Annotated in this window: 26 protein-coding genes; 7 read left to right on the forward strand and 19 right to left on the reverse strand. The window is 37.7% G+C overall.

The window, feature by feature from the left end; genetic code table 11:
* Positions 1 to 3: 3 nt before the first annotated feature.
* Together ACNJYY_RS18730 and ACNJYY_RS18735 are read right to left on the reverse strand one after the other, a co-directional pair.
* Positions 4 to 741, reverse strand: a complete 738-nt coding sequence (locus tag ACNJYY_RS18730) for a PRC-barrel domain-containing protein (RefSeq protein WP_066397975.1) — start codon at positions 739 to 741, stop codon at positions 4 to 6.
* Between the two features lie 37 nt (positions 742 to 778).
* Positions 779 to 2209, reverse strand: coding sequence for a hypothetical protein (locus ACNJYY_RS18735; protein WP_416729621.1), 1431 nt, complete (start codon positions 2207 to 2209; stop codon positions 779 to 781).
* A 161-nt stretch (positions 2210 to 2370) separates the two neighbouring features.
* On the opposite strand from ACNJYY_RS18735, the gene ACNJYY_RS18740 reads away from it, so the two are divergent.
* From ACNJYY_RS18740 to ACNJYY_RS18750, 3 genes are read left to right on the forward strand one after another with little or no spacing between them, the layout of a single operon-like run.
* Positions 2371 to 2799, forward strand: coding sequence for a type IV pilus modification PilV family protein (locus tag ACNJYY_RS18740; protein WP_416729622.1), 429 nt, complete (start codon positions 2371 to 2373; stop codon positions 2797 to 2799).
* Positions 2780 to 3259: a PulJ/GspJ family protein gene (locus ACNJYY_RS18745; RefSeq protein WP_416729623.1), complete on the forward strand. Its 480-nt coding sequence runs from the start codon at positions 2780 to 2782 to the stop codon at positions 3257 to 3259. The genes ACNJYY_RS18740 and ACNJYY_RS18745 overlap by 20 nt, the downstream gene beginning before the upstream one ends.
* Positions 3260 to 3262: 3 nt before the next feature.
* Positions 3263 to 5029, forward strand: coding sequence for a hypothetical protein (locus ACNJYY_RS18750; protein ID WP_416729624.1), 1767 nt, complete (start codon positions 3263 to 3265; stop codon positions 5027 to 5029).
* A 22-nt stretch (positions 5030 to 5051) separates the two neighbouring features.
* Here ACNJYY_RS18750 and ACNJYY_RS18755 read toward each other — a convergent pair whose 3' ends face one another.
* The 15 genes from ACNJYY_RS18755 to ACNJYY_RS18825 form a co-directional block, all read right to left on the reverse strand.
* Positions 5052 to 5366 (reverse strand): DUF5658 family protein, encoded by a 315-nt coding sequence (locus ACNJYY_RS18755; RefSeq protein WP_416729625.1) that lies wholly within the window; start codon positions 5364 to 5366, stop codon positions 5052 to 5054.
* A 125-nt stretch (positions 5367 to 5491) separates the two neighbouring features.
* Positions 5492 to 5668, reverse strand: coding sequence for a YjfB family protein (locus ACNJYY_RS18760; protein WP_416729626.1), 177 nt, complete (start codon positions 5666 to 5668; stop codon positions 5492 to 5494).
* 531 nt (positions 5669 to 6199) lie between these two features.
* Positions 6200 to 7342 (reverse strand): flagellin, encoded by a 1143-nt coding sequence (locus ACNJYY_RS18765; protein WP_416729627.1) that lies wholly within the window; start codon positions 7340 to 7342, stop codon positions 6200 to 6202.
* A 154-nt stretch (positions 7343 to 7496) separates the two neighbouring features.
* Positions 7497 to 7724: a carbon storage regulator CsrA gene (csrA, locus tag ACNJYY_RS18770; RefSeq protein ID WP_416729628.1), complete on the reverse strand. Its 228-nt coding sequence runs from the start codon at positions 7722 to 7724 to the stop codon at positions 7497 to 7499.
* 3 nt (positions 7725 to 7727) lie between these two features.
* On the reverse strand, positions 7728 to 8171 hold the full coding sequence (fliW, locus tag ACNJYY_RS18775; protein ID WP_416729629.1) for a flagellar assembly protein FliW: 444 nt from the start codon (positions 8169 to 8171) through the stop codon (positions 7728 to 7730).
* 27 nt (positions 8172 to 8198) lie between these two features.
* The gene (locus tag ACNJYY_RS18780) at positions 8199 to 8753 is read right to left on the reverse strand and encodes a DUF6470 family protein (protein WP_416729630.1); all 555 of its coding nucleotides are present in this window, start codon (positions 8751 to 8753) and stop codon (positions 8199 to 8201) included.
* A 64-nt stretch (positions 8754 to 8817) separates the two neighbouring features.
* Positions 8818 to 9714: a flagellar hook-associated protein FlgL gene (gene flgL / locus ACNJYY_RS18785; protein ID WP_416729631.1), complete on the reverse strand. Its 897-nt coding sequence runs from the start codon at positions 9712 to 9714 to the stop codon at positions 8818 to 8820.
* A 10-nt stretch (positions 9715 to 9724) separates the two neighbouring features.
* Positions 9725 to 11260 carry a flagellar hook-associated protein FlgK gene (gene flgK, locus ACNJYY_RS18790; RefSeq protein ID WP_416729632.1) on the reverse strand — a complete coding sequence of 512 codons (1536 nt, stop codon included), beginning with the start codon at positions 11258 to 11260 and terminating at the stop codon, positions 9725 to 9727.
* An 18-nt stretch (positions 11261 to 11278) separates the two neighbouring features.
* A complete protein-coding gene (locus tag ACNJYY_RS18795; protein WP_416729633.1) occupies positions 11279 to 11737 on the reverse strand; it encodes a flagellar protein FlgN in 459 nt (152 codons plus the stop codon).
* Positions 11738 to 11747: 10 nt separating this feature from the next.
* Positions 11748 to 12014 (reverse strand): flagellar biosynthesis anti-sigma factor FlgM, encoded by a 267-nt coding sequence (flgM, locus tag ACNJYY_RS18800; protein ID WP_416729634.1) that lies wholly within the window; start codon positions 12012 to 12014, stop codon positions 11748 to 11750.
* Positions 12015 to 12101: 87 nt separating this feature from the next.
* Entirely contained in the window at positions 12102 to 12497 is a 396-nt protein-coding gene (locus tag ACNJYY_RS18805) for a TIGR03826 family flagellar region protein (RefSeq protein ID WP_416729635.1), read from the reverse strand.
* Positions 12498 to 12579: 82 nt separating this feature from the next.
* A complete protein-coding gene (locus tag ACNJYY_RS18810; RefSeq protein WP_416729636.1) occupies positions 12580 to 13290 on the reverse strand; it encodes a ComF family protein in 711 nt (236 codons plus the stop codon).
* Positions 13287 to 14348, reverse strand: coding sequence for a DEAD/DEAH box helicase (locus ACNJYY_RS18815; RefSeq protein WP_416729637.1), 1062 nt, complete (start codon positions 14346 to 14348; stop codon positions 13287 to 13289). Before ACNJYY_RS18815 ends, ACNJYY_RS18810 begins: the two co-directional genes overlap by 4 nt.
* A 484-nt stretch (positions 14349 to 14832) precedes the next feature.
* Positions 14833 to 15681 carry a DegV family protein gene (locus ACNJYY_RS18820; RefSeq protein ID WP_416729638.1) on the reverse strand — a complete coding sequence of 283 codons (849 nt, stop codon included), beginning with the start codon at positions 15679 to 15681 and terminating at the stop codon, positions 14833 to 14835.
* 129 nt (positions 15682 to 15810) lie between these two features.
* Positions 15811 to 16731: an ROK family protein gene (locus ACNJYY_RS18825; RefSeq protein ID WP_416731909.1), complete on the reverse strand. Its 921-nt coding sequence runs from the start codon at positions 16729 to 16731 to the stop codon at positions 15811 to 15813.
* Positions 16732 to 16889: 158 nt separating this feature from the next.
* On the opposite strand from ACNJYY_RS18825, the gene ACNJYY_RS18830 reads away from it, so the two are divergent.
* Entirely contained in the window at positions 16890 to 18683 is a 1794-nt protein-coding gene (locus ACNJYY_RS18830; protein ID WP_416729639.1) for an ATP-binding protein, read from the forward strand.
* 448 nt (positions 18684 to 19131) lie between these two features.
* On the opposite strand, the gene ACNJYY_RS18835 is transcribed toward ACNJYY_RS18830, so the two are convergent.
* Positions 19132 to 19863, reverse strand: a complete 732-nt coding sequence (locus ACNJYY_RS18835; RefSeq protein ID WP_416729640.1) for a response regulator — start codon at positions 19861 to 19863, stop codon at positions 19132 to 19134.
* A 12-nt stretch (positions 19864 to 19875) separates the two neighbouring features.
* Positions 19876 to 21024, reverse strand: coding sequence for a sensor histidine kinase (locus ACNJYY_RS18840; RefSeq protein WP_416729641.1), 1149 nt, complete (start codon positions 21022 to 21024; stop codon positions 19876 to 19878).
* A gap of 313 nt (positions 21025 to 21337) precedes the next feature.
* Between ACNJYY_RS18840 and ACNJYY_RS18845 the strand changes: the two genes are divergently transcribed.
* The 3 genes from ACNJYY_RS18845 (at position 21338) to ACNJYY_RS18855 (ending at position 25775) form a co-directional block, all read left to right on the forward strand.
* Entirely contained in the window at positions 21338 to 21979 is a 642-nt protein-coding gene (locus ACNJYY_RS18845) for a YigZ family protein (protein WP_416729642.1), read from the forward strand.
* A 152-nt stretch (positions 21980 to 22131) separates the two neighbouring features.
* Positions 22132 to 23160 (forward strand): LCP family protein, encoded by a 1029-nt coding sequence (locus tag ACNJYY_RS18850; protein WP_416729643.1) that lies wholly within the window; start codon positions 22132 to 22134, stop codon positions 23158 to 23160.
* Between the two features lie 167 nt (positions 23161 to 23327).
* Positions 23328 to 25775 (forward strand): SH3 domain-containing protein, encoded by a 2448-nt coding sequence (locus ACNJYY_RS18855; RefSeq protein WP_416729644.1) that lies wholly within the window; start codon positions 23328 to 23330, stop codon positions 25773 to 25775.
* Positions 25776 to 25792: the final 17 nt, after the last annotated feature.

Below are 25792 nucleotides of genomic sequence, written 5' to 3' on the forward strand. Positions count from 1 at the left end.
TCTTTAGCCCACAACGTTCATGGAAAGTTCCGCTAGAACGGCTGGCCCTTTCTCTTGAGCTTTCCGCACATCCTCTTTATTTAGAGTGGTTCCGTTCGGAAATAAAAGCTCACCGTTTCTTTCAAAGATATCTTTAGTAGTCGTTCGTCCAGTCAATAACTTCAATTGCTTTTCTTGGAACTCAGACAGTTCGTTTGTTTCAACAGATACAGCAACCTCTTCTTCTACTTCAACAGCGCCACCTAATAAAGACTCGGCTTTATCTAAAAAGTTCAACTGTGCTTCTTCTTTAATAACGATCAAATCACGTCCATAAGTGATAAGCTGTTCGGATGAAAGGATTACTTTCTTTGAACGCAGTGACAATTCAAGACCTAGAATTGCTCCTGTGTCTTCGTTAATAAAGAACTCAGTTGCTTCTCCAATCAATTGACCTTTTCGATCAATCAACTTAGCTCCTACCACAGTAATTTTCTTTTGTACAAGTTCGTTGGCGATTGGAATCTCTGTTAAGTCAAAGATTGATGTGCTGTCTTCAATCATTACTGCAAACTCTCCAACACCTACAATTTTCTTAAACGGAACCGCGCGTACGCTGATCTGCCAGTCCGCATGTTCAACCGTTAGGAAATCAACCATACCTTCTTTTGGATTAACGACCAATGACTTTACATGTCCCACTTCTGCTCCGTCTGCAATACTGATGATAGGCAGTCCAACAAATTGATTACTTTTTTTCATATTACTCACCCAGTCCTTTATGTTTAAAATAATTATGTTATTTGTTTATTTCTTTGTATCTTTGAAGCTCTTCTACAATCACAGGGTAGTAGCTTAGCTTTTCTTCCATCGTCTCAATTAATCGATTGACGCCGCTTAAATCACTAGATGTCACATAAGAATCTAGCAACAGTTTTGAAAACAGATAGAAGTCTTTGTCTGATAGTTTTTGGTTCACTAACGTGACAAGCATCTCTTGATACGAGCTCTGATCACCTGATTCTTCGTATGAGTGCAAGGTACTTAGAAACATATCCTGAAGCTCTACATTCATATCAGGTGTACTGATCTCAACGGTTTCGTTATAAGACGCTTCAACTTCTTCTATTTCTGCCACCACTTCTTCTAATTCTTCTGTATCCGACAATGGAAACTCATCTTGTTTTACAAATGAAGGATTTTCTTCAACCAATTCTACTTTTTCAACTACTTCTTTCAAATGTGTCTCAATTTCAGATTCAACTTGGATAGGCTCTTCCGGTGTGATTTCAACTTCGATGATAGGTTCTTCTATGATGTGGGCTTCTTCGGTGTTTGTCTCTTCAATCGCAGTTAACAACTCTTCTGTATCCTCTATTACTAGTATTTCCTCAAGCATTGCTTCTGTTGATGATTCATTATCCTCAGAAATAAAGTTCTTATCATAAGATAGTACTTCGGTTGGTTCAATGATCTCCTCTATTGATAAAATTTCAATACTTTCCGCTGTCTCTACTATTGTGTCCGTTTCACCTAAATCTTCTAATAATGAGGCGCGTTGTAAAAGTATCTCCTCATTTTCTATATCGGTAGCTATAGGCAAATTCGTAAGTTCTTCATCAGATATTTCTCTCGTTTCTTTTAAGAATTCGAATTCATCTTCAATAGATTCAGAGAGGATGTCTTCTGTTTCCAGTTCTTCTACAGGCAAAACGTTATCTATATTCTTTTTTTCTTCTTCTGCTATAATTTCGTCTATATCTAAATCTAATAGTTCAATAGGGTCTAACGCTTGTAAATCTTCAGTAATCAATGAACCTTCTTCAAATACTTTTATCTCGTTATCTAATTCATTGCTCACTAGCGGCTCTTCTATTGCAGCAGCTTGTTCAGCTTGTTCAGCTTGTTCTATAAGATTCTCTTGCACCTTATTCTCAATTCCTTTTTCATTTTCCGAAAAAGAAAAGACTAAATTTGATTGTCCTGTGCTTACTGAAACCAAGTTCATTTTTTTTGCTGCTATGTACGACATAATGAAAGCGATCGACATAATTGCAGTAAGAGCAAATCCGAATGATAGACTATCAAGTAAGAACAAGCCTCCTAAAGCCAACAGAAATGCCAACCCTAGTAGCGTCATCTTCAATGGTAATGAAACGTTAGGCGGATAAAAATATAGCAGCGAACCTACAAATAATGTGATTACTAACAAAACAATAATTTGTATCAATGATTTCTCCTCAATTCCAATATTCGCTAATTAAACCTATAATACTACAATTTTACTAAAAATCATCCAATAATATCAAACTTTTCTAAAAAATATTGTATAATTAAGAAGAAATTTAGTATTTACTAGTTCTTTTTGACTAAAAAATTCAGAGGATGTGTATGATGCTTTCAGAAAAAGGATTCTCTCTCATAGAAGTTCTAGTTTCACTGACGATCCTCTCCGTTTCTGTAATAGGTATAACGCAATTTTTCCACCAAGCCAACCAAATATCAGCCGGAAATAACACTAAACTAGTTGCTACCAATCTAGCTCGCATGACGTTGGAGCGAGTACAAACAAATCCAGAAAGTTTTGGATTCATTCTAACTCCAGGGACATACTCAAGTACAATCTGCAAAACACAAGCGTGTTTGGATCTGTACAACGTTCAGATTAATAATAAAAGTTATACAATCAGTATTAAAATCTCGCAATCAACCGATGAAAAGAATATAGGGATTTTTAGCACGAACATTTCGGTAGATTACGGTAAACCTAAACTCTCCACAGTAGAGGGGTACATAAAAAATGCAAAAAGCACAAACTAAATATCTCAATGAAAAGGGATTAACCTTGATCGAATCTCTGTTGTCCCTAGTACTCTTTACTATTATCGGTACTGTAGTCTATTTTGTTTTGCTAAATGGGCTCACAACCGAAAAGAAAATATATACAGAAACGCTCATTCGTGATGAAGCTGACCTTGTAATGTCCCAAATCATTGATAATCTTTACACCGCAACGAATACAAAAGTTAAAGCTGTTACAGGTCAACAGAATATGCTGATTTATCAAATTGATAATAATACGTCGCGCACGGTTGGGTTCCTTAATAATCAACCTGTTGTCAATGGACAATCCATTAGTACAAATGAATTCAATTTTAATAATTCCTCCATTACTTTAAAAGACGATAGCGTAATTATTTCCTTAGTAGTAGCTAGTAAAAAGAATGCTAACGCAAAACCTTTAGAACTAAAAAGTCAATTCAGATTAATGGAGGAATAAAGCATGAAGTATGTAAAATCAGACAGAGGAAACACATTAATTATCGTCTTATTAATGATTGTTATTTTTACAATTGCTGGCCTATCATTAATCTCTACAACCTTTAACGGTGTAAAGAAAACAGATGCACGAGAAACCGATATTAAATCGGTAGAGTTAGCAGAAAAGGGAATTGATTACCTCACGATATTATTAGAAACCAAATCAAAAAATTTCATTAATCTACCTACAAATGATTTCAACACAGCACTAACAAATCTATTACAGAACTATGAAGTCGGAAGTGCTACTGCAGAGTTCAAACCTACCTCTGTCATACCAACAGAAAACAATGCTGATACACTTAAAGTTAAAATCTATGATCGGTATAAGTTAACAGATAATATAGAGGATCTTACGCAAGTCATGACTTTGCATAGCGAGGCAACAGTAAATGGGAAGAAGAAAACATTAATATCCACCATTAAACTTGGAGGAAAACAAACACCTGAAGCTCTGGAATATGCTCTTGGGTCATACAATCCACAATCCTCTACAAATCCGGATGATGGAAATATGTTTTTACATGGTGGTGTTGCGATAACGGGGGATCTTTACGTTGAAGGAAATTTAATTACTAGAGACCAGGGGTTTTCCATTGAAAACGGAAATGAAAGGTGGATTCCTTCTGACTTTCCAAGTATAGAAGGTACTGATGGGAAAAAGGCGCATCTTATATTACAAAAAAAACTTTATATATTAGATACAAATCGTACTTATAATAATCATATAAACGAGACAAATTTTCCAAATAGAATTAGTTATTATTCTGAAGTGAATTCTGAAGACGTTGAAGATGCTTTTGCCGATTATAGCAAAGTGGGACGAGATTTTATTCCGACTGTAAAAAAAACGAATCCAAACTTTACTCCTATAAATATATTAGGGGAAAGGAGCAAGTATTACTTTACTAATACTAGAGGTTCTATCTCACCCGTTATTACAGAACAGAATTGTTATTTTTTGAGTATATCAGGATATCCAAAATGTAATTATACAGGTAACAACGGAAATGTTTATGCAGATTTAAACACTTCCTATTTTGATGGCAGCTATACATTTAAAAGATTGAGCACCAGATCCGATGCACGATTTATGGGTTCCAGCACAAAATGGAATAAACTCACTTTTAAAGAAGGGGCATATGTTGGCGGGAACTTAACGATTGGCTCAAGTTCACTTACTCCTGGTGGGTATAATAAAGACGAATATCAAAAATTTGAGGTTGACGGACCGTTATTTATCGATGGGGATCTTACTTTGCGTAACGCCTATGTAAAATTTAATTCAATAGTGTATGTAACCGGTAAAACGAACATTCAATACTCTAGGCTAGAAGGTATTCAAAAAACAACAACCACACCAGAAACTTCATTAATCCTTTTTGGAAAAAAAGACATCCATATTGCGAACAACAACGTTTATAAAGATACTCCAAACGTGGTTAGAGGATTTTTTTATTCGGAAGACTTAATGGAAATCTATGGAGTCGCTTCTAATGTGGAAATACAAGGTGGAGTTTTCGGGAGAAAGGTAGTTTTAAACGCCACACGCGGTGAAGTAAACGATAGTCGTAATGGCATTGATTATGCAAAAAATCAGAGGTCTATTTCTCCAGACGATTCCCGTTTAACGATTATTTATAATCCAGAACTTATTCGAAACCCTCCTGAAGGACTACCAACCGTAACCGAGTTAAGCGTTACTAAGATTAATAGATACTTAAAATAGCCTTCCACGCGGAAAGGCTTTTTTATTTGACTAACCATATATTAATGACCAAATGCCACACAATGACGATGATATAAACAACCAATGCAACGCTAAGCAAGACTTGAACCCTAGTCTTCAAGGGGATAAATCCAATCGCAATAATTAAGTAGGTAAAAAAGAATTTAACAAGGAGAAAAATCGTAGGATCGTATTCATACAACCCACGCATTAATGGATTAAGCTCTCTTCCACCCTTTTGCAGCAACTGATGTGTAAATAAGGCGTCTGCTGCATTTAAAATGCCTAAAATCAAACAGATCCATAGATGCTTTTGTATCCGAAACACTCGATCCATTTCTGCACTCTCCTCCTCTTCTATTGAAGTATACCCATATTAGAAGAGAAAGTTTACTAGAAATGTGTTGCAAAAAGCGACATGAACTTTGAAAAAAAGAAAGACCCCCTAATCAAGAAATCTTTTCATAGTTTTATATCTACCTTGCTTCCCAAGTGAGGCTGAACGGATTGCTCTAACATCTTCATAAGATTGATATTGTTTTGTTCAGCTGTATTCATCGTCATTTTCATCACAGAAATGTTGGCTTGTTGTTTGACTTGTGACTGGTTCATCATGATGGATAGAGCGGCAATGTCCATGTGTGCACCTGCTTTCTTGTTTCTCAGTTAATATAAGTATCGGTTAAAAGTATAAGTTATGTATGAGTGATTTTGCTTATTTAATTCGATAGGATAATATATATTATTGTGTCACTGAGAAAAATATAAAAAGCCACCGGATAAGATCCGGTGACTTTATTAAAATTAACGAAGAAGTTGAAGAACTCCTTGTGGTTGTTGGTTCGCTTGCTTCGCGACTATGTCTTTCGATCATAGAATAGACTATATCTTCACCCTTATCATCTAAGGGGCTGGGCACTTCGAACGGTAGTTACCGCCCTACGGAGTTCATTATCATAGCAATTGCCTTAGACCGTATCTCCTAGTCGTTGAACGTTCTCCAGAGTTTCCTCTTAGGAGCTTCGCTGCTGATTATCCAATCCTCTTATTTTTCAGCCCGTCACGCTCACCGTTTCCAGTCACGTTGTGGGATAAAAGGCTCTAAGGAAGTTCCAGCAATTCACCCAGTGGTACTCTAACCCGTTACCAAGTTAGACGCCCTTCTCATCATTACCTTAAAAGTTGTAAAACTCCTTGAGGGGTTTGTTGAGATTGAGCCAACATTGCTTGTGCTGCTTGAGAAAGAATAGAATTCTTTGTTTGGTTCATCATTTCTTTCGCCATATCCACGTCACGGATACGAGATTCCGCAGCAGTTAGGTTTTCGGAAGATGTTCCTAGGTTGTTGATAGTGTGCTCTAGGCGGTTTTGGTATGCTCCAAGTTTTGATCTTTGTGCAGATACATCTTCAATAGCTTTGTTAACTGCAGATACTGAAGCTTCTGCAGAACCAGCTGTTGTAATCTTCAATCCTTTAATATTAAGTGCAGAAGAATCCATCTTATCAATTCCCACACTCATAGTTTGTGAAGAATTTGCACCAATTTGGAATGATAAAGCTGTGCTAGCGTTTGTAAAAGAATTAGCTCGAGCTGTAAATGTAGCCTCGTCTCCTACTTTCATATCTGCAGCTGCACTTAATGTAAGTGTAAATGCTCCAATAACTTGTGTAGCTCCTGCAGCTACGTTAGCAGCAGTACCAGTAGTACCTGATTTATCTTCCCAACTTAAATTGTAGCCAGTAATTGCATTGGTAGCATCACGAGTTACTCCGGTTACTTTAACATTGTAGGTATTGTCTGCGCTTGTTCCTGCTGCAGTTAAAGCTACGTTAGCAAAAGACCCGCTTTTGTTATCAAATGCAACAGATTCTGTTACACTTTTAGTTCCTTTTAAGTCACCGTTTAGTAATTTTTTTGTGTTAAATTCAGTAGTGTTCGCTACACGATCAACTTCTTCAAGAAGTTGATCTACTTCTTTTTGAAGTTCCGCTCTGTCAGTTGATGTGTTTGTGTCATTTGAAGACTGTACTGCTAATTCACGAACACGCTGTAGGATATCATGAGTTTCATTTAAAGCACCTTCAGCTGTTTGTATTAACGAAATGCCGTCTTGTGCATTTTTAGATGCCATTTCCAATCCGCGCACTTGACCACGCATCTTTTCAGAAATTGCTAGTCCTGCTGCATCGTCTCCTGCACGATTTATACGAAGCCCAGAAGCTAGTTTCTCCATTGATTTTGACTGTGCATTTGTAGCCCCTGCAAGTTGACGATGAGTGTTAAGAGCCGCGATATTGTGATTAATTCTCATTTTTATTTCCTCCTTGAATGTGTTCCGCCCACGTCCTTGTGGTTGGTTGGATGTGTTTTATTTCTTGGGAACTTACAGCCCTTTACGGCCGTTAAAAGTACTGCTTGTTCCTACATTCGTTATATCGGAGTAATTACAAACATCTTTAATAGTTTTACGTATTTTTTATCTTTTTTAATGCTTGAAAAGTGTTAAGCGAGGTGCTTGCTGCTTGGTTGTTCTCTTGTTGAATAGATAGAAAAACTTCTTTACGATGAATCTCTATATGTTTAGGTGCAGAAATTCCTATCTTCACCTGATCACCATCTATGGCTAACACAGTTAATTCAATATTTTCACCAATTTTAATCGCTTCTTGTAACTTCCGGGTTAATACAAGCATTCCTTAACCCTCCTGTCCGAAAATGCTAGATTCTAATAATTCATGTCTTGTTCGGTATTTATTATCTGTTAGTACTACTTGTTTTGCTAAGTTTTCCTTTACATTAATCACTACAGGTGCTTGAAGATTGCCTGTTGATTTTTCTAAAGGTTCTTGAATCGTTAAGATGACCTGAACCAACACATCAGATTCTTCTTTAATTTTCAATTGTTTTTGTACCGATTCTACTAATTCAAAATCATAGTTCTTAAAGAATAAAAATGGATTTGTTGTAAAAAAGGCAAGGTCTCTAGTGGACACGGATTGCAGGGTTGAAAATGGAGTCCCTTCCATAGGCAGAAGAACAAATTGTTTTTCGTCTTCAAAGCCAGGTAATCCGTGTTCAAAATGTAAAATATCTTTCTCAGATATCTCTATTGTCTCTTCAAATTTTGTATGAAGTATCATCGCAATCATCCTTTACTTTTCATATTCTTATGTCGTCCAGTTGATTGTTAAAGAAGGCATTTGTTCCATACTTATATTTACATTACCAGGAGTGTACTGCTGCTGAGGTCTATTAATCGTAACATCAATCTCTGGTTTGTGAGTCTGCCAATTTAGTTGAACTTTACTAGGTTGATAATTAATTTTCACACTGTTTGCTCTCGGAATAAAGCCAATGTTAAACTCATACATCGGAATTTCACTATTTATTTTTGCATGTTCCGCTATTGGGTTGCCGCCGTTTTCTACCCTCATCAAGTCATCACCTTCTTGGGACATTCGAGCCAGACCAGATAGCCAATCTTCATAACCTCTTTGTGCAAAATCTTCAATCCTGCGTGAGATGTGTTTTAAATCCATGTCAGCCCATGCTTCCGTTTGATCGATGGTTAATTGACTAGGTGTTACATTCACTTCTAGTTCTGCTTTTGGCTGTTTAATTTGCAAATCAGCAGGAGCTTGTTGGATTTCTTGAACAGGCTTCTGTGTATGTAGTCCTATTCTAGCATTCGTTGATTCTAATCTAAGTTGAGGAACAGTCATTATTGATCCCTCCAAAAGGTTTTATTGCAAGAAAAGAGCTATCACAAGGATAGCTCTCTTAGGTTTATCGTAAAAAGTCCATAAGTGTCGGTTGCATGATGCGAGATCCTACTCCTAATGCCGCACGGTGCAAACTTTCTTGCATCTTTAAATCTGTAATTACACGCTCGATATCCGCATCTTCATTATCAGAAAGTATTCGGTTAGCAATAACTTCTTGCTCACCAACTCGTGCATCGATTAGTTCTACACGATTGTATCTTGCCCCTAACTCAGCGCGTTCGGCAACTAAATTATTGATGTGAGAATCTAACTTATCTAGAAATCCACTAATGTCTTGTCCTGAAGTACTCTCAAGGGCTTTTTTCAGTTCATTAATATCCCCGAACAAACCGCTTTCCGGTGGGCCAGCTGTATGAGTAAATACATTTTTAGGGTTGATGTTAACTGCCAATTCAATTCCCTGAGACAATTCCAGATTAACCGCATTACCATTATCTGAAACGGAAGGTGTTTTACTCAAATCAACTGGTTTTTTCGTTGTATCATTCCCATTAAAAATGTACTTCCCCGCAACCTGTGTATTGGCGATAGAAACAAGATGTTCTTTTAATTGCTCAACCTCTTTTCCAATCATGCCTTTTTGAGACTCTTCATACGTTCCGTTACTTGCCTGAACGGTAAGCTCACGAATACGCTGCATCACGCTTGTTGCTTTATCAAGAGCAGCATCTGAATTATCCATCCAGTTATACGCTTCAGATAGATTACGCTTGTACTGCTCAACCTCTGTTAAGTTTGTTCGGTATGTCATGCCTTTCATCGCAACGACTGGATCATCTGATGGACGGCTTATTTTTTTACCTGTTGTTAATTGTTCTTGTGTTTTGGCCATACTTTCATAGCTTTTACTGATATGTCGCAGCATGTTATTAGATAACATCGATTGCGTTACGCGCATTTAGTTGCACCTACCTTCCGCCGACACCCAAGCCGTTAATGATTTTATCAAGCATCTCGTCGATTACTGTAATGTTTCGAGCAGATGCGTTGTAAGCATGTTGAAACTGAATCATATTCGTCATTTCTTCATCTAAAGAGACTCCACTTACAGACAAACGGCGTTGTTGAACGGAATCCGTCAATACAGCTGAGTTGTTCGTGAGTCGAACCGCTTGCTGAGCATCAACTGCCATCTTACCAATTGCTCCTTCATAAAAGCTTTGTAAGGAGGACTTACTTCCAGGAAAATCTAATGGCGCATTCTTCACATCACCTAAACGTAACGCATTGCTACCGTCCCCAGCAAATTGGTTAGTTGCAGCTGCAATGTTATCCAACTCCTTCATGTCATCATGGAGTTTGAGTAATTTTGCTGCACCCTTAGGATTTTCTGAGTCAGTGACTCCTCCAAGATTGAAGAAATTATAGCCGGTGCGGGTTCCTGCCTCAATTTCAGATAAGCTCCATCCTGCAGAATGAACTTCATTGAATTTTGTCGCAAACTGATATGCCATCTGATCAAGATTTGCAAGCATTTCTGGATAGATTCCTTTAACAGAACCACCGTCGTTATAACCATAGGACTCTATCAAACCCTTTAGTTTTCCATCCGTAAATTTACTAATAGTAATCGGAGTACCGCCGACTACCACACTGTCCGCTAATCCGTTTCCAGTTGTTCCATCATCATATTTAATGGCAAAATGGTTAACTGTTCCATTTGTAGAATCTACTAATGTGAACTCAGTTCCATCTTTGTCTTTCATCTTAATATGATAAAGTCCAGCAGCTAGTGGATCTGGTTTGCCACCACTTGGCTTTGTAGTCACTTCTACATTTAGTAACGTGGATAAACGATCTACTAAACTATCTCTCTCATCGTAGAGTGTGTTTGGCAGATAGCCGTGTGGCTCAACTTCACTGATTTGCTTATTAATGCTCTGAATATCGTCAAGAAGTGCATTGATTTCTTTTGTCGTGATATTAGCTTGCGACTTTAAGTCATCTTGAATTGAAGTCAGTGAGTTTGATAGATAATTAAACGTTTCTGCTACTGCCAAACCTCGCTGGCGCACTACCGAACGCGCACCAGAATCTTCAGGGTTAACCGATAGATCTTGAAGTGATTGCCAAAAGCGGTCTAGAGTCTTTGCTAAACCATTATCAGATGGTTCATTCATAATATCTTCCATCTTCTCCAACGCTTCACTTCTTGCATCCCAATAGCCAAGCTTGTTATTCTCTCCGCGAAATTGAGTATCTAAAAATCCTTCCCGAACACGTTGCACCGATCCAGCTGCTACACCCGTCCCCATCTGTCCAGGAATCTGTGGACGATTCATGCTCGCAGCTGGATATGCTTCAGTTTGAACAAAGTTCACTCTTTGACGGCTATACCCAGGAGTATTCGCATTTGCTATATTGTGACCTGTCGTTTGAAGAGCTGTTTGCTGTGTAAACATTCCTCGACGGGCAGTTTCTAATCCATGAAAGGTTGAGCGCATTGTAATTCCTCCGTAGGTTTAAGCTTTTGAATCAAAAAGTGATGCTGCGTGATTGTGATAAGGATTTTTTTTCGTCTGGTTATAAGTCACAGGCTCACTTTGAGGCTGCATCATACTAAGTGACATATTCACATATTGCAATGACTGCTCAAGCAATCCCTGATTGAGTTGATTTCTATCTTTTAAAGCATCATAAATATCAATCAGTCTGTTTTGAAGATTTAACAGTCGTTCTTTTTCTGGTTCTTCTACTTGTTCTAAAAAATCAACTAACGTGACATTTGCGAACTTAACAAGTCTTTCTTTTTCAATCTGTTGTAGTTTCTTTACTTGAAGATCTTCTTCTTTTAACAAAACGTCTAGAGATTTCATATCTCCTGATTTAAGAACTTCTGTTTTGCGTTCTCCGAGAGTTAGAAGATCTGTGTGGGATTGAAGCAAACGTTCAAGAAGTGATGTCATATGTGCCGTTTCCATGAGATCCTCCTTATACCTGCTTGTAATATTGAATAATGGAAGCTGCTGTTTTAGAAACATTGACTTTATATGTTCCGCTATCCACTTGTTGTTTGATCTCATTCACTTTATTCATCCGGTCTTGTTCAAATTTTGAGGAAGATAAAAGTTTCTTTGCTTCATCAGAAATTTGAATCTCATCTTTTTTGTATGCAGCCTTAACATGATTATCTTTCATATGGGGCACCTGTTTTGTGTATGGGTTATTTTGAATAGAGTTAAAATGATTGATTCGCATTATTAGTCACCTCATCTAGAGACTTTAAATCTTATTTAATGTATCGGCTATTTGATAAAAATCTTTAAGTGATCAAAAGAAATTAGGTTAATTGTCATCAGTGTGGTAAGAAGGTAATGCTTCTTCTTGTTTTCTTCTAATCAAGTCTTCAATCGAGAGCTCTGACTTGATACGAGCTTTACACTCTTCGCATAAACGGCCATCGTTGATTGGCGCCTGGCATCCATCACATGGATACGTAAAGTTCGGGTATCCTTTCACACGAATTCTTCCTTGGTGTATGAAATAGATGATTTTACTTTCAGAGACCTTTGTAGCTTCACTTACTTCGACGATCGTCGCTTTCCGATTCTCACTTTTTCTTAGATATCGGTATACATGATCATAATCCTGTTCTTCTTCTCGAAAGCACATATCACACTGTTCACGTAAATATTTCACAAAAAGTTTGCCGCACTGCGGACAGTTCATTAAATTGTCCATATCGCTTCCCGCTCCTTAACACTTCTATCTTCTGTATATATCGGAATTGAGTAAGCGATTTTTAACAGGTCCTTCGTTTTATTTATCGTGCTAGGGTAATGGAGGAAACTTCTTTCGCGCCAGCTTCAATCAGGACTTTCGCCGCATAACGCAAAGTACTTCCTGTTGTGTATACATCATCTACCAGAATGACTTTCTGATCTTTCACTTTAAAAGGGTCTACAACCTCAAACGGGTTCTTTTTTTGAATCAAACGCTCCTCACGCGTTTTCTTACTTTGTTTCTCTTCATGTGTTTTTCTCTTTAATAGGTGTTCTACTGGCTTTTTCATTCCTCTTGCAAAAAGTTCAGCTTGATTAAACCCTCTTTCATAATGTCTCTCCTCACTTAAAGGAACGGGAACAAGAAGTGCATTACGGTAAATCTTTTTAAATTCTGAACTCAACACTGGGTAAAAAGCTTTAACAACTTCTGCATCTCCTCGATATTTCAGCTTAGCTATGATTTCTTTCATAAAGTCGTTATAGACATAAAGTGACCGATTTTGCTGTAGAACGCCGGTCCAATTCTCGTTTTCTTCCCACCGAATGCAGTCAAAACAACAATCCCCCTGTCGATATTGCTCGGGAAATACTGAAAAGTCACGACCACATATTCTACAAATCTCACCTTTTATCCTTATTAATTTCCCATCACAGTCATGGCACAATAATGGTGGCTTATCTAAGCCAATAAAAACTTTCCATGACCAAGCTTCAAAATATGATTCATGGCAATATAAGCAATAACTCAACTCCGAGCCTCCTTGTTCGTGTTTTTAATATGATTGGTCGCTTGTATCATGCTGAGTGATTTACCGTAATGAAACAGAAGTACCTTACCGTTATGATCTTCCTTACTTCTACCTGCTCGTCCTGCTATTTGAACGAGGGCACTTTCTGTGAATACGTTATGATCAGCACCAAACACTGCAACATCTAAAAACGGAACAGTAACTCCGCGTTCTAGTATGGTAGTTGTAACTAATAATTGAGTATCTTGATTCCTAAACTGGATTACTTTTTCTTTCCTGAGTGGATCTTCTGCATGAACACTGTCAACAGATACATCAACTTCCTTCCTTATAATTTCTGTCAGCTTTTCTAAAACGGATACTGAAGATACAAATATCATCGCTCGTCGTCTACTTTCAGACTGAGTCTTCAACCACTTAAGAAAAGGAGAAGGTAGTTTTCCTCTTTCTAACCTCTTCTTCCACTCACCACCCCAAACCATTTTTGGAACAGGTAATGGAAATCCATGAAACCGTTTTGGGATTTTCACACATGGTAATCTTTCATTCATTGCTGCTTTTTTCATTGTTTTAGAAGGAGTAGCTGATAAATAGAGAAGAAAGTGTTTGGGTTTAACTGCGCGAGATACCGCATGTAGAAGGGTTTTATCGTAGGAATACGGAAAGGCATCGACTTCATCGACGATCATGATGTTAAACGCTTGTTTAAATCGGTACAGCTGGTGTGTGGTAGAGATTACGAGTTGCGCTGGTGTTTCACGTTCTTCTGAACCACCATAATAACTCGCAATCATCGTGTATGGAAAAACGGCTTTTAATCGAGGAGCTAACTCTAGTACAACATCGGTTCGAGGAGTCGCTATACAGACTCGAAGGCCGAGGTTTAATGCTTTTTTAATCCCTTTAAACAGAACTTCTGTCTTCCCCGCTCCACACACCGCCCAAATCAATAATTCACCTTCACTTCCAATTCGCTCCACAAATCTCTCTGATGCTACTTGCTGGCCACTCGACAACTCACCATTCCAGTATAGATTATTTTCATGAGTCCAATTCACTTCAGGTCCACACCAAGAAATCAACGGAGTACACTGGCTAACTCTTCCCATCATGATGCAGTTCCGACAGTACGCACAGCTATCACTCTTACAGCGAAAACAAGTAAACACCGAAAACAAATGACTCTTCTCATTCCCGCATCGACTACATAGATAACCGTTAGAAGTTTTACTAATACCAGGTGGATATTTCACATAACCATTCACATAATGCTTTTGAATTTGATCTAACGTAAAAGGAAGTTCATCAAATAAAAGAGACTTACCAAAGAGGATTTGTTGAATTTTTTCATCATACTGAAAAGTTTGGTTTAAAGGAGGTTGCTCTACAACCGAAAGTTCACTAAAAGGGACAGCTTTCAAAGAGGAATCGTTCACAAGGGTTCCAGGGGTTATTGTTAAACGGTTGTTTAAAAAAAGGGAGACAAACCTCATCGTGTTGTCTCCCCCTGTGTTAGAGATTTCATTTTCATCTCTCCAATGATTATTCTTTTATCCACGTAATGCCGAGTGATCCTTCACCTAAGTGAGTGCCGATTACAGGTCCGAAGTAGCTAACCCAGACGTCTGCATTAACAAATTTTTCACGCAGCTCATCAGCGATTTCTATCGCTTCATCTTCTCGCTTTGCATGAATCACACTAATCTTCACTTTATCATTCGGCTTTACATTTTCATCCATGATATCGAAAATACGTTTTAATGCCTTTTTCTTGGTACGTACTTTTTCAAACGGAACGATCTTTTTATCTTCAAAGTGAAGAATCGGTTTGATCTGAAGTAGATTTCCTACAAAAAGCTGTGCGGTGTTCAAACGACCACCACGGTGAAGATGGTTCAAATCATCAACCATAAAGTAAGCTGGTACACCATTGTTCTTCATCTGCAGCAAATGATTCATAATGTCATAACCGTTCGACCCTTCACTCGCTAGTTCAGCAGCTTTTAACACATAAAACGCTTGAGGTGAACAGCTGATCTCTGAATCAAACACGTGAAGCTTTATTCCTTCTACCATCTCACCCGCTGCCACTGCACTTTGATAGGTTCCGCTTATGCCACTCGATAAAGTAATCATCACTGCTTCATCATAGTTTTGAGATAGCTCTTCTAATAGTTCCACAAGCTCGCCGATTGCGGGCTGTGACGTTTTTGGAAGGGCTTCTTCTTTACCAACCATGTCGTAAAAATCGTCTGCTTTTATTTCAGCTTCTTCTTTGTATGTTTCTTTATCAAAAACCACGTTGAGCGAAATCATTACAATATTTTTTTCGTTGCGAATATGTTCGGGTATGTAGGAAGTACTGTCTGTAATGACGGCTACCTTGCTCATAATTTTAGTCCTCTCTTATGCCAAAAATCTTGTTTTTTTCTCCTCTAACAGTGTACACCATCAGAAAAAGTAATTCACTAAATTCAAATTTACTTACACTAAGTATTCTCTTTTTTCTTCAACTATCCTTTATGTGCTTTTCACCTGTTTTTGGCATAACGAGAAAGCACCGTACAATACGGAGTGATTTTGCATAGAGGAAATCCTTAATTTCGGTTTGTAAGGGACATGTTTTTCGAGATTTCCATCTATTTTCTGAAGATATGGAGATAGCGCTCTTCCGACTCCACCGCCAAGAAGAATTACTTCAGGATTTAGAAGTACAGTCATGTTAATCAATGCAGAAGTAAGATGATCGACAGCTTCATCCACTACCTTTTTCGCCATGTCATCCCCTTTATCCACTAAAGAAAATAACTCATGGGCTGAAACGGGATTCCCTGTTTTCTTCTCATATTCATAAGCCATCCCGAATCCCCCAGCTTTCGAACTAAGAAATCCATATCCTGGACGAGCCGGTTGGAACCCGTCACGTAGAACAGATTTATCTGTAATCATGTAGCCCGCTTCTCCCGCTGAAAATTGATGCCCTTCATATACTTCACCATTTAAAAGAAGACCCACACCGATACTCGTCCCAATCATCATATAAATTGCATGCTGTACATTTTGCAGACCGCCTGCTTCAACTTCACCTAACAAGCCAGTGTTCACGTCATTACCGATATAAACGGGTATACCAAATAACCTCTGAAGTTTCTCTTTTAAAGGATAGTGATTCCACTCTAAGCTTGGAGCTTTCAGCACAACTCCACTTTTCACGTTAACGATTCCTGGCACACCTATTCCTAATCCGTAGACCTCTTCACACAAAATTTCGTTTTCATTCATTTTCCTTCTTAATTCATCTGCCACATATTCTGCTACATCACCTTGCATCACTTCCATTGTGTGTAACATACTTGTCGAAAGAAGATTTCCGTTCCAGTCAAACAGTCCAGACTCTATTGATGTGCCTCCTATATCAACCGCTAATACATACTTTTTCACCAAGTGAAATCACCTCCAAATCGTTTTCTACACCGGTGTTCATTATTAAGCACACGAATTATTAATCTTTTTAAAAGTTTTTTTCGAATGAAGAAGGATTTTGTCGGATATGGAAGAAATTAGAATGTGAGACATGTTTTAAAGGAGGGCTAGGACCATTGGATCATAATCTATATATCGTAATACTCTCTCTATTCGTTTGCTTTCTGTTCGCCTTAATCTCACTCGATTGGGTTAACCGACGTACAGAAGAGCAAAAATCGCAGCAACAATTCTTACTAATAGGTTCTGTTACAATGGGCATCGCAGTTTGGGCAACTCACTACATGGGAATGTTATCTATCCAAAGTCCTGTTCGTATTAACTACAATTTTTTAGTTGTTACCGCAGCACTCGTTGCAGGTATTTTCTTCTCATATGTATCGTTCTTACATTTTACCTCTCAAAGACCGCAGAATAAACTCTTTGTACCCGTTAGTTTATTTAGCATTGGCTTAGTGTCTGTTCATGTGATTGGATTGTTGTCCATGCACATTCATATGCCGATGGAACCTAATCTCTTATTTATCATTCTTTCCATTTCTTCCGCTTATGGTTTTTCCTTACTTGGTTTTTATCTTCTCACTTTAAGAAATTTTTCAGCAAGAGTTGTTTTGTCTAGTCTTTCATTCACACTAGGCGTTAGTCTTATGCACTATATCGGTGAGATGGGATTAATGGCTGGAACGCCTACTTTCGATTGGCATAGCAGTTTTCCGATCAACAACATCAATATGACAGCTACTTTACTTGTATTTGGTGCGACAACCGTCGTATTGATTCTATACATTTTAGAACAGCGAAACCAAAAGAGACTCGTAGAGCATCAATTTCAACTGCTTGAATCCGAACATCGATATAACTCGCTTTTTGAATTGAATCCTGAAGGCGTTTTTGTGATCGGATCAGATTTGAATTTTATAAAAGTAAATTCTTCACTTGTACAGATCACTGGCTATTCATTAGAAGAGCTGCACGCTATGCCGTATACAAACCTTTTAAAAGAAAATGAAATCTCAATTTCACTGGATTACTTAAATAGAGTGATTGAAGGCGAAACAATCAAACACCCACTTACCATCATCCATAAAGAAGGACACGAAATAGAGCTCGACATTACGAGCATCCCTTATTCAATACGAAGTGATATGACCGCTGTGATCGGAATCGCAAAAGATATGACTGCCATAAATGAAGCTCAAAATTTCAAACAAAGAGCAAACACACTCTCTTATGTCGGAGAATTAGCAGCAGGTCTTGCTCATGAGATCCGTAACCCTCTAACTTCTATAAAAGGGTTCGCGCAATTGTTTCAGTCTCAAAACACAACCGAAGAAACGCACCATTTCCTAGGCATCATGTTACGAGAAACAGATCGAATAAACTTTATCATCAGCCAGCTTATGATACTCGCTCGACCACATATGATTTTAAAGAGTAACCACGACTTAAACGAAGTCATCAAACGCTCGCTTAAATTTATAGAAGAAGAAACAGACTTTGAAACCATTTCACTAAACCTCGAGCTTCCAGAACAACCTGTTCTTTTAAAATGCGAAGAAAATCTAATAGCACAACTCATTTTAAATATCGTAAAAAATGCGTTAGAAGCGACACCTTCATGGGGAAACATCTCGCTTCAACTAAAACAAACCAAAGAAAACATCACCATCGCCATTCAAGATGATGGACCCGGCATCCCCGAGCACCTCCTATCAAAGCTCGGACAGCCGTTCTATACAACAAAAGAAGGCAACCCTGGACTCGGCCTCTTAATCTGCTACCAAATCGTCCAGAACCACGGAGGAAAAATGAGGATTGAATCAAAAGAAGGCTACGGAACAAAAGTCTCACTAGAATTCCCAATAACCGTTCCGTCAGAAGAAAAGGTCCTTGAAATGAGCTTGAGTTGATTCGGGCTCTTTCAAAAAGATTGATGCTGAGTTACTCTTTTACCATTAACTCCTTTGAAAGTTAATTGAAGTGGAAGATGCGAGACTCCTGCGGGACAAGCGGACAGCTCGAAAAGTGGAAGTGGCTCGTTCAGCCCCGACCAGCAAAAGTTGAATGGGCTATGAAGGCGCACTTTGCCTTCTTGACCGTTTAACTTTTGACTCGAGGGGCTAGCCACTGCAACTAGACAGGTGAGACACTTAATGGCGCAAAGCGGCAAGTGGCTCACCGCCTGCCCCGCGGAAAGCGAGTATCTGCAACGGAAATTAACAGCTCACATCACCCTGAAATATCTTAAAAACCACCCACAATGATTCACTAATATATCCCCGCACCACCCCACACGCATCAAAAAGACAAAAACAAAAAAAGACCTTCAAATCGAAGGTCTTTTCTCCTAAATTCAAATCAGCGTACCTTAACCCAACCATTCTTGATCGCCTCAACAACAGCCTGTGTACGGTCATTCACATTCATCTTCTGAAGAATATTACTCACATGATTTTTAACCGTCTTCTCACTAATATAAAGCTCTTCCCCAATCGTACGGTTGCTGCGTCCATCCGCCAACAACTGAAGAACCTCACACTCACGGCGCGTTAAGATATGAAGTGGCTTACGATACTCCACTTCAACAAAGCCAGCTTTGTTTTGCTGTTTACTATTCGTAGTCGATAAGCGACGGAATTCGTTCAACAGGTTATACGTAATCTTCGGATGAAGATAAGCCCCACCATCCGCAACTACACGAACCGCTTCGATCAATGAATCAGCATCCATCTCTTTTAGGAGGTAACCAGATGCACCCGTTTGAACCGCATGTGACACATAAGTTTCATCATCATGGATGGAAAGAATTATTACTTTCGTATCAGGAGACTTCTCAACCAATCGACGCGTTGCTTCAACACCGTTGATATTTGGCATGTTAATATCCATTAACACCACATCTGGATTATGATCGCGGACAATGTTTTCCGCTTCAGAGCCATCATCACCTTCAGCTACAACAGAGAATTGATCTTCCATATCTAGAATACGTTTTACTCCTTCACGGAACAAACGATGATCGTCGATAATAGCTATTTTTGTTTTCTCAGGTGCTGAGGCGTTATTTTCGTACACATTAATATTATTCATGTGTGAACCCTCCTAGTCTTGAATGGGAATTTGAATGTAAACACTTGTACCAAATTTTATGCGGGATTTCACTTTTAAAGTTCCTTCGAGCAGTTCGACCCGCTCTCTCATCCCCATCATGCCAAAGGAATTTGATTTTGTAGGCTGTGCCATATCGAATCCTTTGCCATCATCTCGGATATATAATGAAATAAACTTTTGAGTAAACTCAAGTTTAACCTCAATCAGATTTGCTTCAGAATGCTTAACGGCATTGCTTACCGACTCTTGGATTAAACGGAAAATCGCGATCTCCATCTTATTCGGAAACCGTCGAGTCTGACCAAGCGCATGAAGCTCAACCTCTATACCTGTACTTTCTTTAACATTACGTAAATATTTGTCTAATGTCGGAACGATGCCAAGATCGTCTAGAGCCATCGGGCGCAGGTCGTAGATAATTCTACGTACCTCTTTTAAGGAGTTTCGGACCATAACCCGTAAATCTTTTATTTCAACACGGGCTGCCTCAGTTCCTTTTTCTACAAAGATTTTCTCCAACAGTTCCGAGCGAATGAGCACATTCGCCATCAATTGAGCGGGCCCGTCATGAATTTCTCGTGAAACGCGTTTACGCTCTTCTTCTTGGGCTTCTATGATTTGAAGTCCAAACTCTTGTTTTTGCTGAGCGTTTTGAACGAGTTCGTTAATCTTTCTTAAATCACCGTTAAGATAATTTAAAACAACAGAAATCTGACCTGCCAAAGACTCCGCTTTTTGAACGGTATCGTTCAATGCGCCGATTCTCCGTTCGAGCTCATCTCTTTTCTCCCGAAGCTGCTTCTCTGTTTGCCGGATGATGGAAAGTTCAATCTGGTACTTATTCGCATTCTCATACGCATCACGAATATCAGATTCGCTATACTTTTGAAAATGCTTGCTCACCTCTGCCAGTCGAGTTCGTGCTAGCTTTGCATATTCCTCGGTCCGGTCAGATTTATGTATGACCTCAATGACCTGCTGCTTCACTAACTCAAGCTCACGGCGAAGCTGCTGAAACTCTTGGCGAGAATGCTCACTAATTTCAAAGATTTGCGATTGACTTGCCGTAACTGTATCGATGGTCTGATTTAGTATTCCGTCCAACAAATGTGGATCTATCGTTAACTTAGCTGCAGTCATGTAAATTTCCCCCAATTAAAACGATAAAGAAGTGTGACCGGAAGTTCTAGAACCATCTTGCCTAATTTATATATAGGACTTACTACCCAACCAGACGAATCATACCGCGAAGACATTAATCCTTCTAATATACTACATTCGCCAGGATGTGGAATTTTATGACTTTTCTTGCTAAAAAATTTTTAAGAATTTGAATGCTTTTTATAATCACCTTATAATGAAGGATAACACGATACACATGAAACATGAAGATTATTCGACAAATTTGACATGGAATTCATAATATTCACTACTTAAAGGAGTTTTACTATATATGCTTGCACATTATCTTACTGTGAAACACGACGGCCAGCACGAAATCGTCATTGAAAAATCTCGTTTTATTGCTCATATCGCTCGAGCTAGTTCAGAAGAAGAAGCTCAGGCTTTTATACAAAAAATTAAAAAAGAACATAACAGCGCCACACATAACTGTTCCGCTTACTTAATCGGAGAAATGGACAACATTCAAAAAGCAAACGATGACGGTGAACCGAGCGGTACTGCGGGTGTTCCGATGTTAGAAGTACTTAAAAAGCGGGAATTGAAAGACACAGTTGCTGTTGTCACACGATACTTCGGTGGAATCAAACTAGGTGCTGGAGGGCTCATTCGTGCGTACGGCAAGTCTGTATCAGAAGGCCTCAACCATACTGGCGTTGTAGAACGTCATCTTCAACAGATCATTCATATCACTGTGGATTACACACTTCTCGGTAAAATGGAGAACGAACTGCGCAACTCTGTTTACCCCATCAAAGAGATGAACTACATGGAAAAAGTGGAGATTCAAATGTATGTTCCGATAAAAGAAAAAGAAACATTTAAAGAGTGGATCATCGACCTTTCGAATGCTCAAAGTGAGATTGTTTTTGGTGAAGAGGAGTATTTGGAGAAAGATGTGAAATCCTATTGATATACCCAACAAGTATTTAATCTTGTCGAAATCTATATTGTCGTAAATTAGACAATTGTCTAACTTTGTCTATTACGATATTATGAAGAGGTTAATTAGTTACTCATTTAATTACCTCCAATACGAATTGGACTGAGGGAGTTTTTTTAATTATGAAGGAACCTAAAAATACTAGGATTCGTCGTCGTAAAAGACGGAGCCCTTTTAGACGTTTAATGCGTTTTATATTATTAGTCAGTCTCTTATTTGGTTTAACGGCAGCAGGATATGGAGGATATTTAGTATATAAAATAAAAGCTAATTCTGACAAGAGTATTGTTTCATTAAAAGAAAGTAAATCTGATTTACGATTAAACGATGTTCAGCTTGGGAAAGATCCAGTTACTATCTTACTTGTAGGTATTGAGAACTACCAGGAAAATGATGTTGGAAGAGCTGATGTAGTTAAGCTTATTACTATAAATCCTGAAACAAAAGAAGCTGCTATGGTAAATATACCCCGTGATACAAGAACATATATTCCTGCAATCGATAGAAAAGATAAGATTAATCATTCATACGCATACGGTGAGAAAAAACAACGGGAAAAAGCTGTAATGGAAGCTACTGAAGAACTCTTAGACGTCCCTATTGATTATTTTGTTTCAACCAATTTTAAAGGTTTTGAAGATATTGTTGATGAATTAGATGGTATTACTGTAAATGTTCCTTTCGATTTTAGACAACCCTCTTTTAAACGAATGATTTATTTTAAAGAAGGTCAAATGGATTTAAATGGTGAAGAAGCTCTTGCATTCGTTAGGATGCGGAAACAAGACCCTAGAGGTGATATTGGTCGTAATGAACGTGAAAGTGAAGCTATTCGAGCAATAATGGATAAAGCCATTTCTGTTCAATCCGTTACAAAAGCTGACGATGTTATTGATCAACTTGGTAACAATGTTAAAACAAACATTACCCTAAAAGAAATGTTCGCTATGAGAAATTTTTATAAGACAATAAAAAACAAAGAGCTTGAAACTTTACCATTAGAAACTTACCCTGAAATGATTGATGGCGTTTCTTATGAAATTCCAAAAGATGATTCTATAGATGAAGTAAGAGAAAAAATAAAGCAAATATTAGAAATTGATTCTTCTGATTCAAACTATCAGGATTTAAATAACCAAAATAATGAGTAATATTAAAAAAATATATTAACTTAAACGACTACCCTCCGATAATTAATACGGAGGGTAGTTTTTTGTATGATTTTGGAGAAATTTTGTATTTTTTGATACATCCTGAAATTTTAACCTTGTTATACAAAAAATTAATGTATTTTTGTGAAATTTGAAAGGGGAGAAAGATGAAACGATTTATAGCATCTTCATTAGTTATTACTTCTGCAATATCACCATTGACTGTGAATGCTCAAACTAAACCATCTAATATGATAGCTAATGCAGATTACGTAAATGTAAGAAAAGGCGCTACTACGAGCTATGAGGTTATTACACGCTTAAAAAAAGGACAAACAGTAAAAATAATTGACCAATTCACGAATCAAAAAAAAGAACTTTGGTATAAAGTAGACCTCGGAAACAATAAAGGGTGGGTAATTTCAAACTATCTTACAATAAATAAAAACGAAGTGAAATTATCACCTTCAAAAAAAGAATTTTTTTCACTTTCTAATAAGACTTCTCTGCGTAAAGGAGCTTCCATTTCTTATTCCATTGTAGAGAATTTGAAAGAGGGTCAGCAAGTTATTGTCTTAGAGCATTTTAAAAATAAGATTACCGGGGAGAACTGGATAAGAATTCAAAGTGAAAAAAATGTTGGATGGATTCAAGAAAAATATATAATGAACAACTCTAAAAATTCGGATAGTACCAAAACTGAAAGTACTATGTACATAAAAGCCTTAAAAGCTAATGTCCACAAAGGGGCTACCGATACTTATAAAGTTGTCTTTAATTTAGATTTAAACACTGAAGTAAAAGTAGTTGATACATTTATTAACTCAGAAAATGAAAAATGGTCCAGGATAAAATCAAAAGGGACATATGGTTGGATTAGATCTGAATTTCTTAGTGATGTAATCAATGAAACAACCCTAAAGAAAAATTCAATAAAATATATGTTTGTTTCTCAACAAAATTTATTAGTAAGAAAGGGCGCCGCTATTCATTACCCTTCAATTACTTCATTAAAACTAAATCAAAAAGTAAATATAATTGATGAGTATAGCCGTTCAGGTGAGGTTTGGTACCGCCTACAGTTAACATCAAGTACTTTTGGCTGGGTTCCAGCAAGAAGTCTCTCTTCTAAGCAAATCAAGAAAACTAAAATCACTGTAAAAGTAACTAGTGCAATTGTAAGAAGTGGGGCAAGTACTTCTTATAAAAAAATAGCTAGTCTGCAAAAAGGAAAATCTTTCACTGTTATTGATACTTTTATTAATAGCAAAAATGAAACGTGGTACCGAATTGAATATAAAAATAAACGTTATGGCTGGATAAGCTCCTCCGTAGTATCGGGTGGTTCCCCAGCAATTAAAACAATCTCAAAGTATGTTGGTACAAAGAATGCTTATGTGTATAGAGGCGCAGATTTAGGCTACAAAACAGTAACTAAGCTTCCTTATAGTGAAAAGATAATCGTACTGGGCGAATTCACTAATAAAGCTACAGGACACAAGTGGTTAAACATAAGAACAAGCAAAGGAACAACGGGATGGACTCCTTCTTGGGAGCTCTATAATTCATTAAATAGTATCCCTATGCTTTACAGTATTTCTTCCACTAGACTTTTTAAAGGTGCATCTACAACCTACACATCAGCAGGTACTATTACAGCCGGCACACCAATAATCAAATTATCGACTGCAAATGATTGGTACCATGTCGAAACGATAACAGGTGTCAGAGGCTGGGTACAAAAAAATAATGTATCCATTAATTCCCCAAAAGGATTACTAAATCCTGTAATTACAAAAGTTAATTCAACAACGCATCATATTAAATGGAATAAATCGAGCTCCATTGGTGCAATAAAATATACCTTACCTGCAAGTAACCAAATACTAATAAGTGGAGACATAGCATCTATTGAACTTCCTGCAAGAATTACAGGTGTATCAAGTACAAAGCAAATAACAAATACTAACGGTACTAAATCATTGTTAGTTATTTTAGATTCTAACTATACATTTACTTTAAGAAGCTATGATAGTTCTTTAGATTTAAAAATTATGTCCAAAGGAATACAAGGAAAAAAAATTATTGTTGATGCTGGACATGGTGATTATGATCCGGGTGCAATCGGACCAAGTGGAGTTAAAGAAAAAGATGTTAATTTAGCAGTTGCCAAATATTTAAAGGCTGAATTAGAGCGATACGGAGCTACTGTTTTACTCACTAGATCAAAAGATGTCTACCTAGAATTAAGTGAACGAACAGATATCTCTAACAAATCAGATTATGATGCTTTTGTAAGTATTCACTCTAACGCTTATAGTGCTGCTTCACGAGGTACTGAAACGTTTTATAATACCTCCAAGAACTTCAATGCCTCACAGAGCAGATTTCTTGCTCAAGACGTACAAGCTGCACTTAGTAAGGAATTAGGAACTCACAATCGAGGTTACACAAATAAAGATTTTTATGTAACTCGGGAAAATGACCTACCAAGTATTTTAGTAGAATTGGCCTTTATATCTAATCCAAAGGAGGAGAAACTGCTAAAATCTGATAGATTCAGAAGAGATGCCGCTACTGGTATTCGAACTGGCTTACAAAACTTTTTCAAATAATTTTTAGGGGGAATATA

It is taken from the genome of Fictibacillus tiangongensis, assembly GCF_048083785.1.
Taxonomy (GTDB): Bacteria; Bacillota; Bacilli; order Bacillales; family Fictibacillaceae; genus Fictibacillus.

What these genes read in the sequence shown, in the direction of transcription:
- ACNJYY_RS18795 (WP_416729633.1), bottom strand. Translation starts at nt 11,737, where the DNA reads ATGGAAACGGCACATATGACATCACTTCTTGAACGTTTGCTTCAATCC.
- ACNJYY_RS18780 (WP_416729630.1), bottom strand. Translation starts at nt 8,753, where the DNA reads ATGACTGTTCCTCAACTTAGATTAGAATCAACGAATGCTAGAATAGGA.
- ACNJYY_RS18750 (WP_416729624.1), top strand. Translation starts at nt 3,263, where the DNA reads ATGAAGTATGTAAAATCAGACAGAGGAAACACATTAATTATCGTCTTA.
- ACNJYY_RS18740 (WP_416729622.1), top strand. Translation starts at nt 2,371, where the DNA reads ATGATGCTTTCAGAAAAAGGATTCTCTCTCATAGAAGTTCTAGTTTCA.
- ACNJYY_RS18835 (WP_416729640.1), bottom strand. Translation starts at nt 19,863, where the DNA reads ATGAATAATATTAATGTGTACGAAAATAACGCCTCAGCACCTGAGAAA.
- ACNJYY_RS18805 (WP_416729635.1), bottom strand. Translation starts at nt 12,497, where the DNA reads ATGGACAATTTAATGAACTGTCCGCAGTGCGGCAAACTTTTTGTGAAA.
- flgM (WP_416729634.1), bottom strand. Translation starts at nt 12,014, where the DNA reads ATGCGAATCAATCATTTTAACTCTATTCAAAATAACCCATACACAAAA.
- ACNJYY_RS18755 (WP_416729625.1), bottom strand. Translation starts at nt 5,366, where the DNA reads ATGGATCGAGTGTTTCGGATACAAAAGCATCTATGGATCTGTTTGATT.
- csrA (WP_416729628.1), bottom strand. Translation starts at nt 7,724, where the DNA reads ATGCTTGTATTAACCCGGAAGTTACAAGAAGCGATTAAAATTGGTGAA.
- ACNJYY_RS18730 (WP_066397975.1), bottom strand. Translation starts at nt 741, where the DNA reads ATGAAAAAAAGTAATCAATTTGTTGGACTGCCTATCATCAGTATTGCA.
- ACNJYY_RS18765 (WP_416729627.1), bottom strand. Translation starts at nt 7,342, where the DNA reads ATGAGAATTAATCACAATATCGCGGCTCTTAACACTCATCGTCAACTT.
- fliW (WP_416729629.1), bottom strand. Translation starts at nt 8,171, where the DNA reads ATGATACTTCATACAAAATTTGAAGAGACAATAGAGATATCTGAGAAA.
- ACNJYY_RS18840 (WP_416729641.1), bottom strand. Translation starts at nt 21,024, where the DNA reads ATGACTGCAGCTAAGTTAACGATAGATCCACATTTGTTGGACGGAATA.
- ACNJYY_RS18855 (WP_416729644.1), top strand. Translation starts at nt 23,328, where the DNA reads ATGAAACGATTTATAGCATCTTCATTAGTTATTACTTCTGCAATATCA.
- ACNJYY_RS18745 (WP_416729623.1), top strand. Translation starts at nt 2,780, where the DNA reads ATGCAAAAAGCACAAACTAAATATCTCAATGAAAAGGGATTAACCTTG.
- ACNJYY_RS18845 (WP_416729642.1), top strand. Translation starts at nt 21,338, where the DNA reads ATGCTTGCACATTATCTTACTGTGAAACACGACGGCCAGCACGAAATC.
- ACNJYY_RS18760 (WP_416729626.1), bottom strand. Translation starts at nt 5,668, where the DNA reads ATGGACATTGCCGCTCTATCCATCATGATGAACCAGTCACAAGTCAAA.
- ACNJYY_RS18820 (WP_416729638.1), bottom strand. Translation starts at nt 15,681, where the DNA reads ATGAGCAAGGTAGCCGTCATTACAGACAGTACTTCCTACATACCCGAA.
- flgL (WP_416729631.1), bottom strand. Translation starts at nt 9,714, where the DNA reads ATGCGCGTAACGCAATCGATGTTATCTAATAACATGCTGCGACATATC.
- ACNJYY_RS18850 (WP_416729643.1), top strand. Translation starts at nt 22,132, where the DNA reads ATGAAGGAACCTAAAAATACTAGGATTCGTCGTCGTAAAAGACGGAGC.
- flgK (WP_416729632.1), bottom strand. Translation starts at nt 11,260, where the DNA reads ATGCGCTCAACCTTTCATGGATTAGAAACTGCCCGTCGAGGAATGTTT.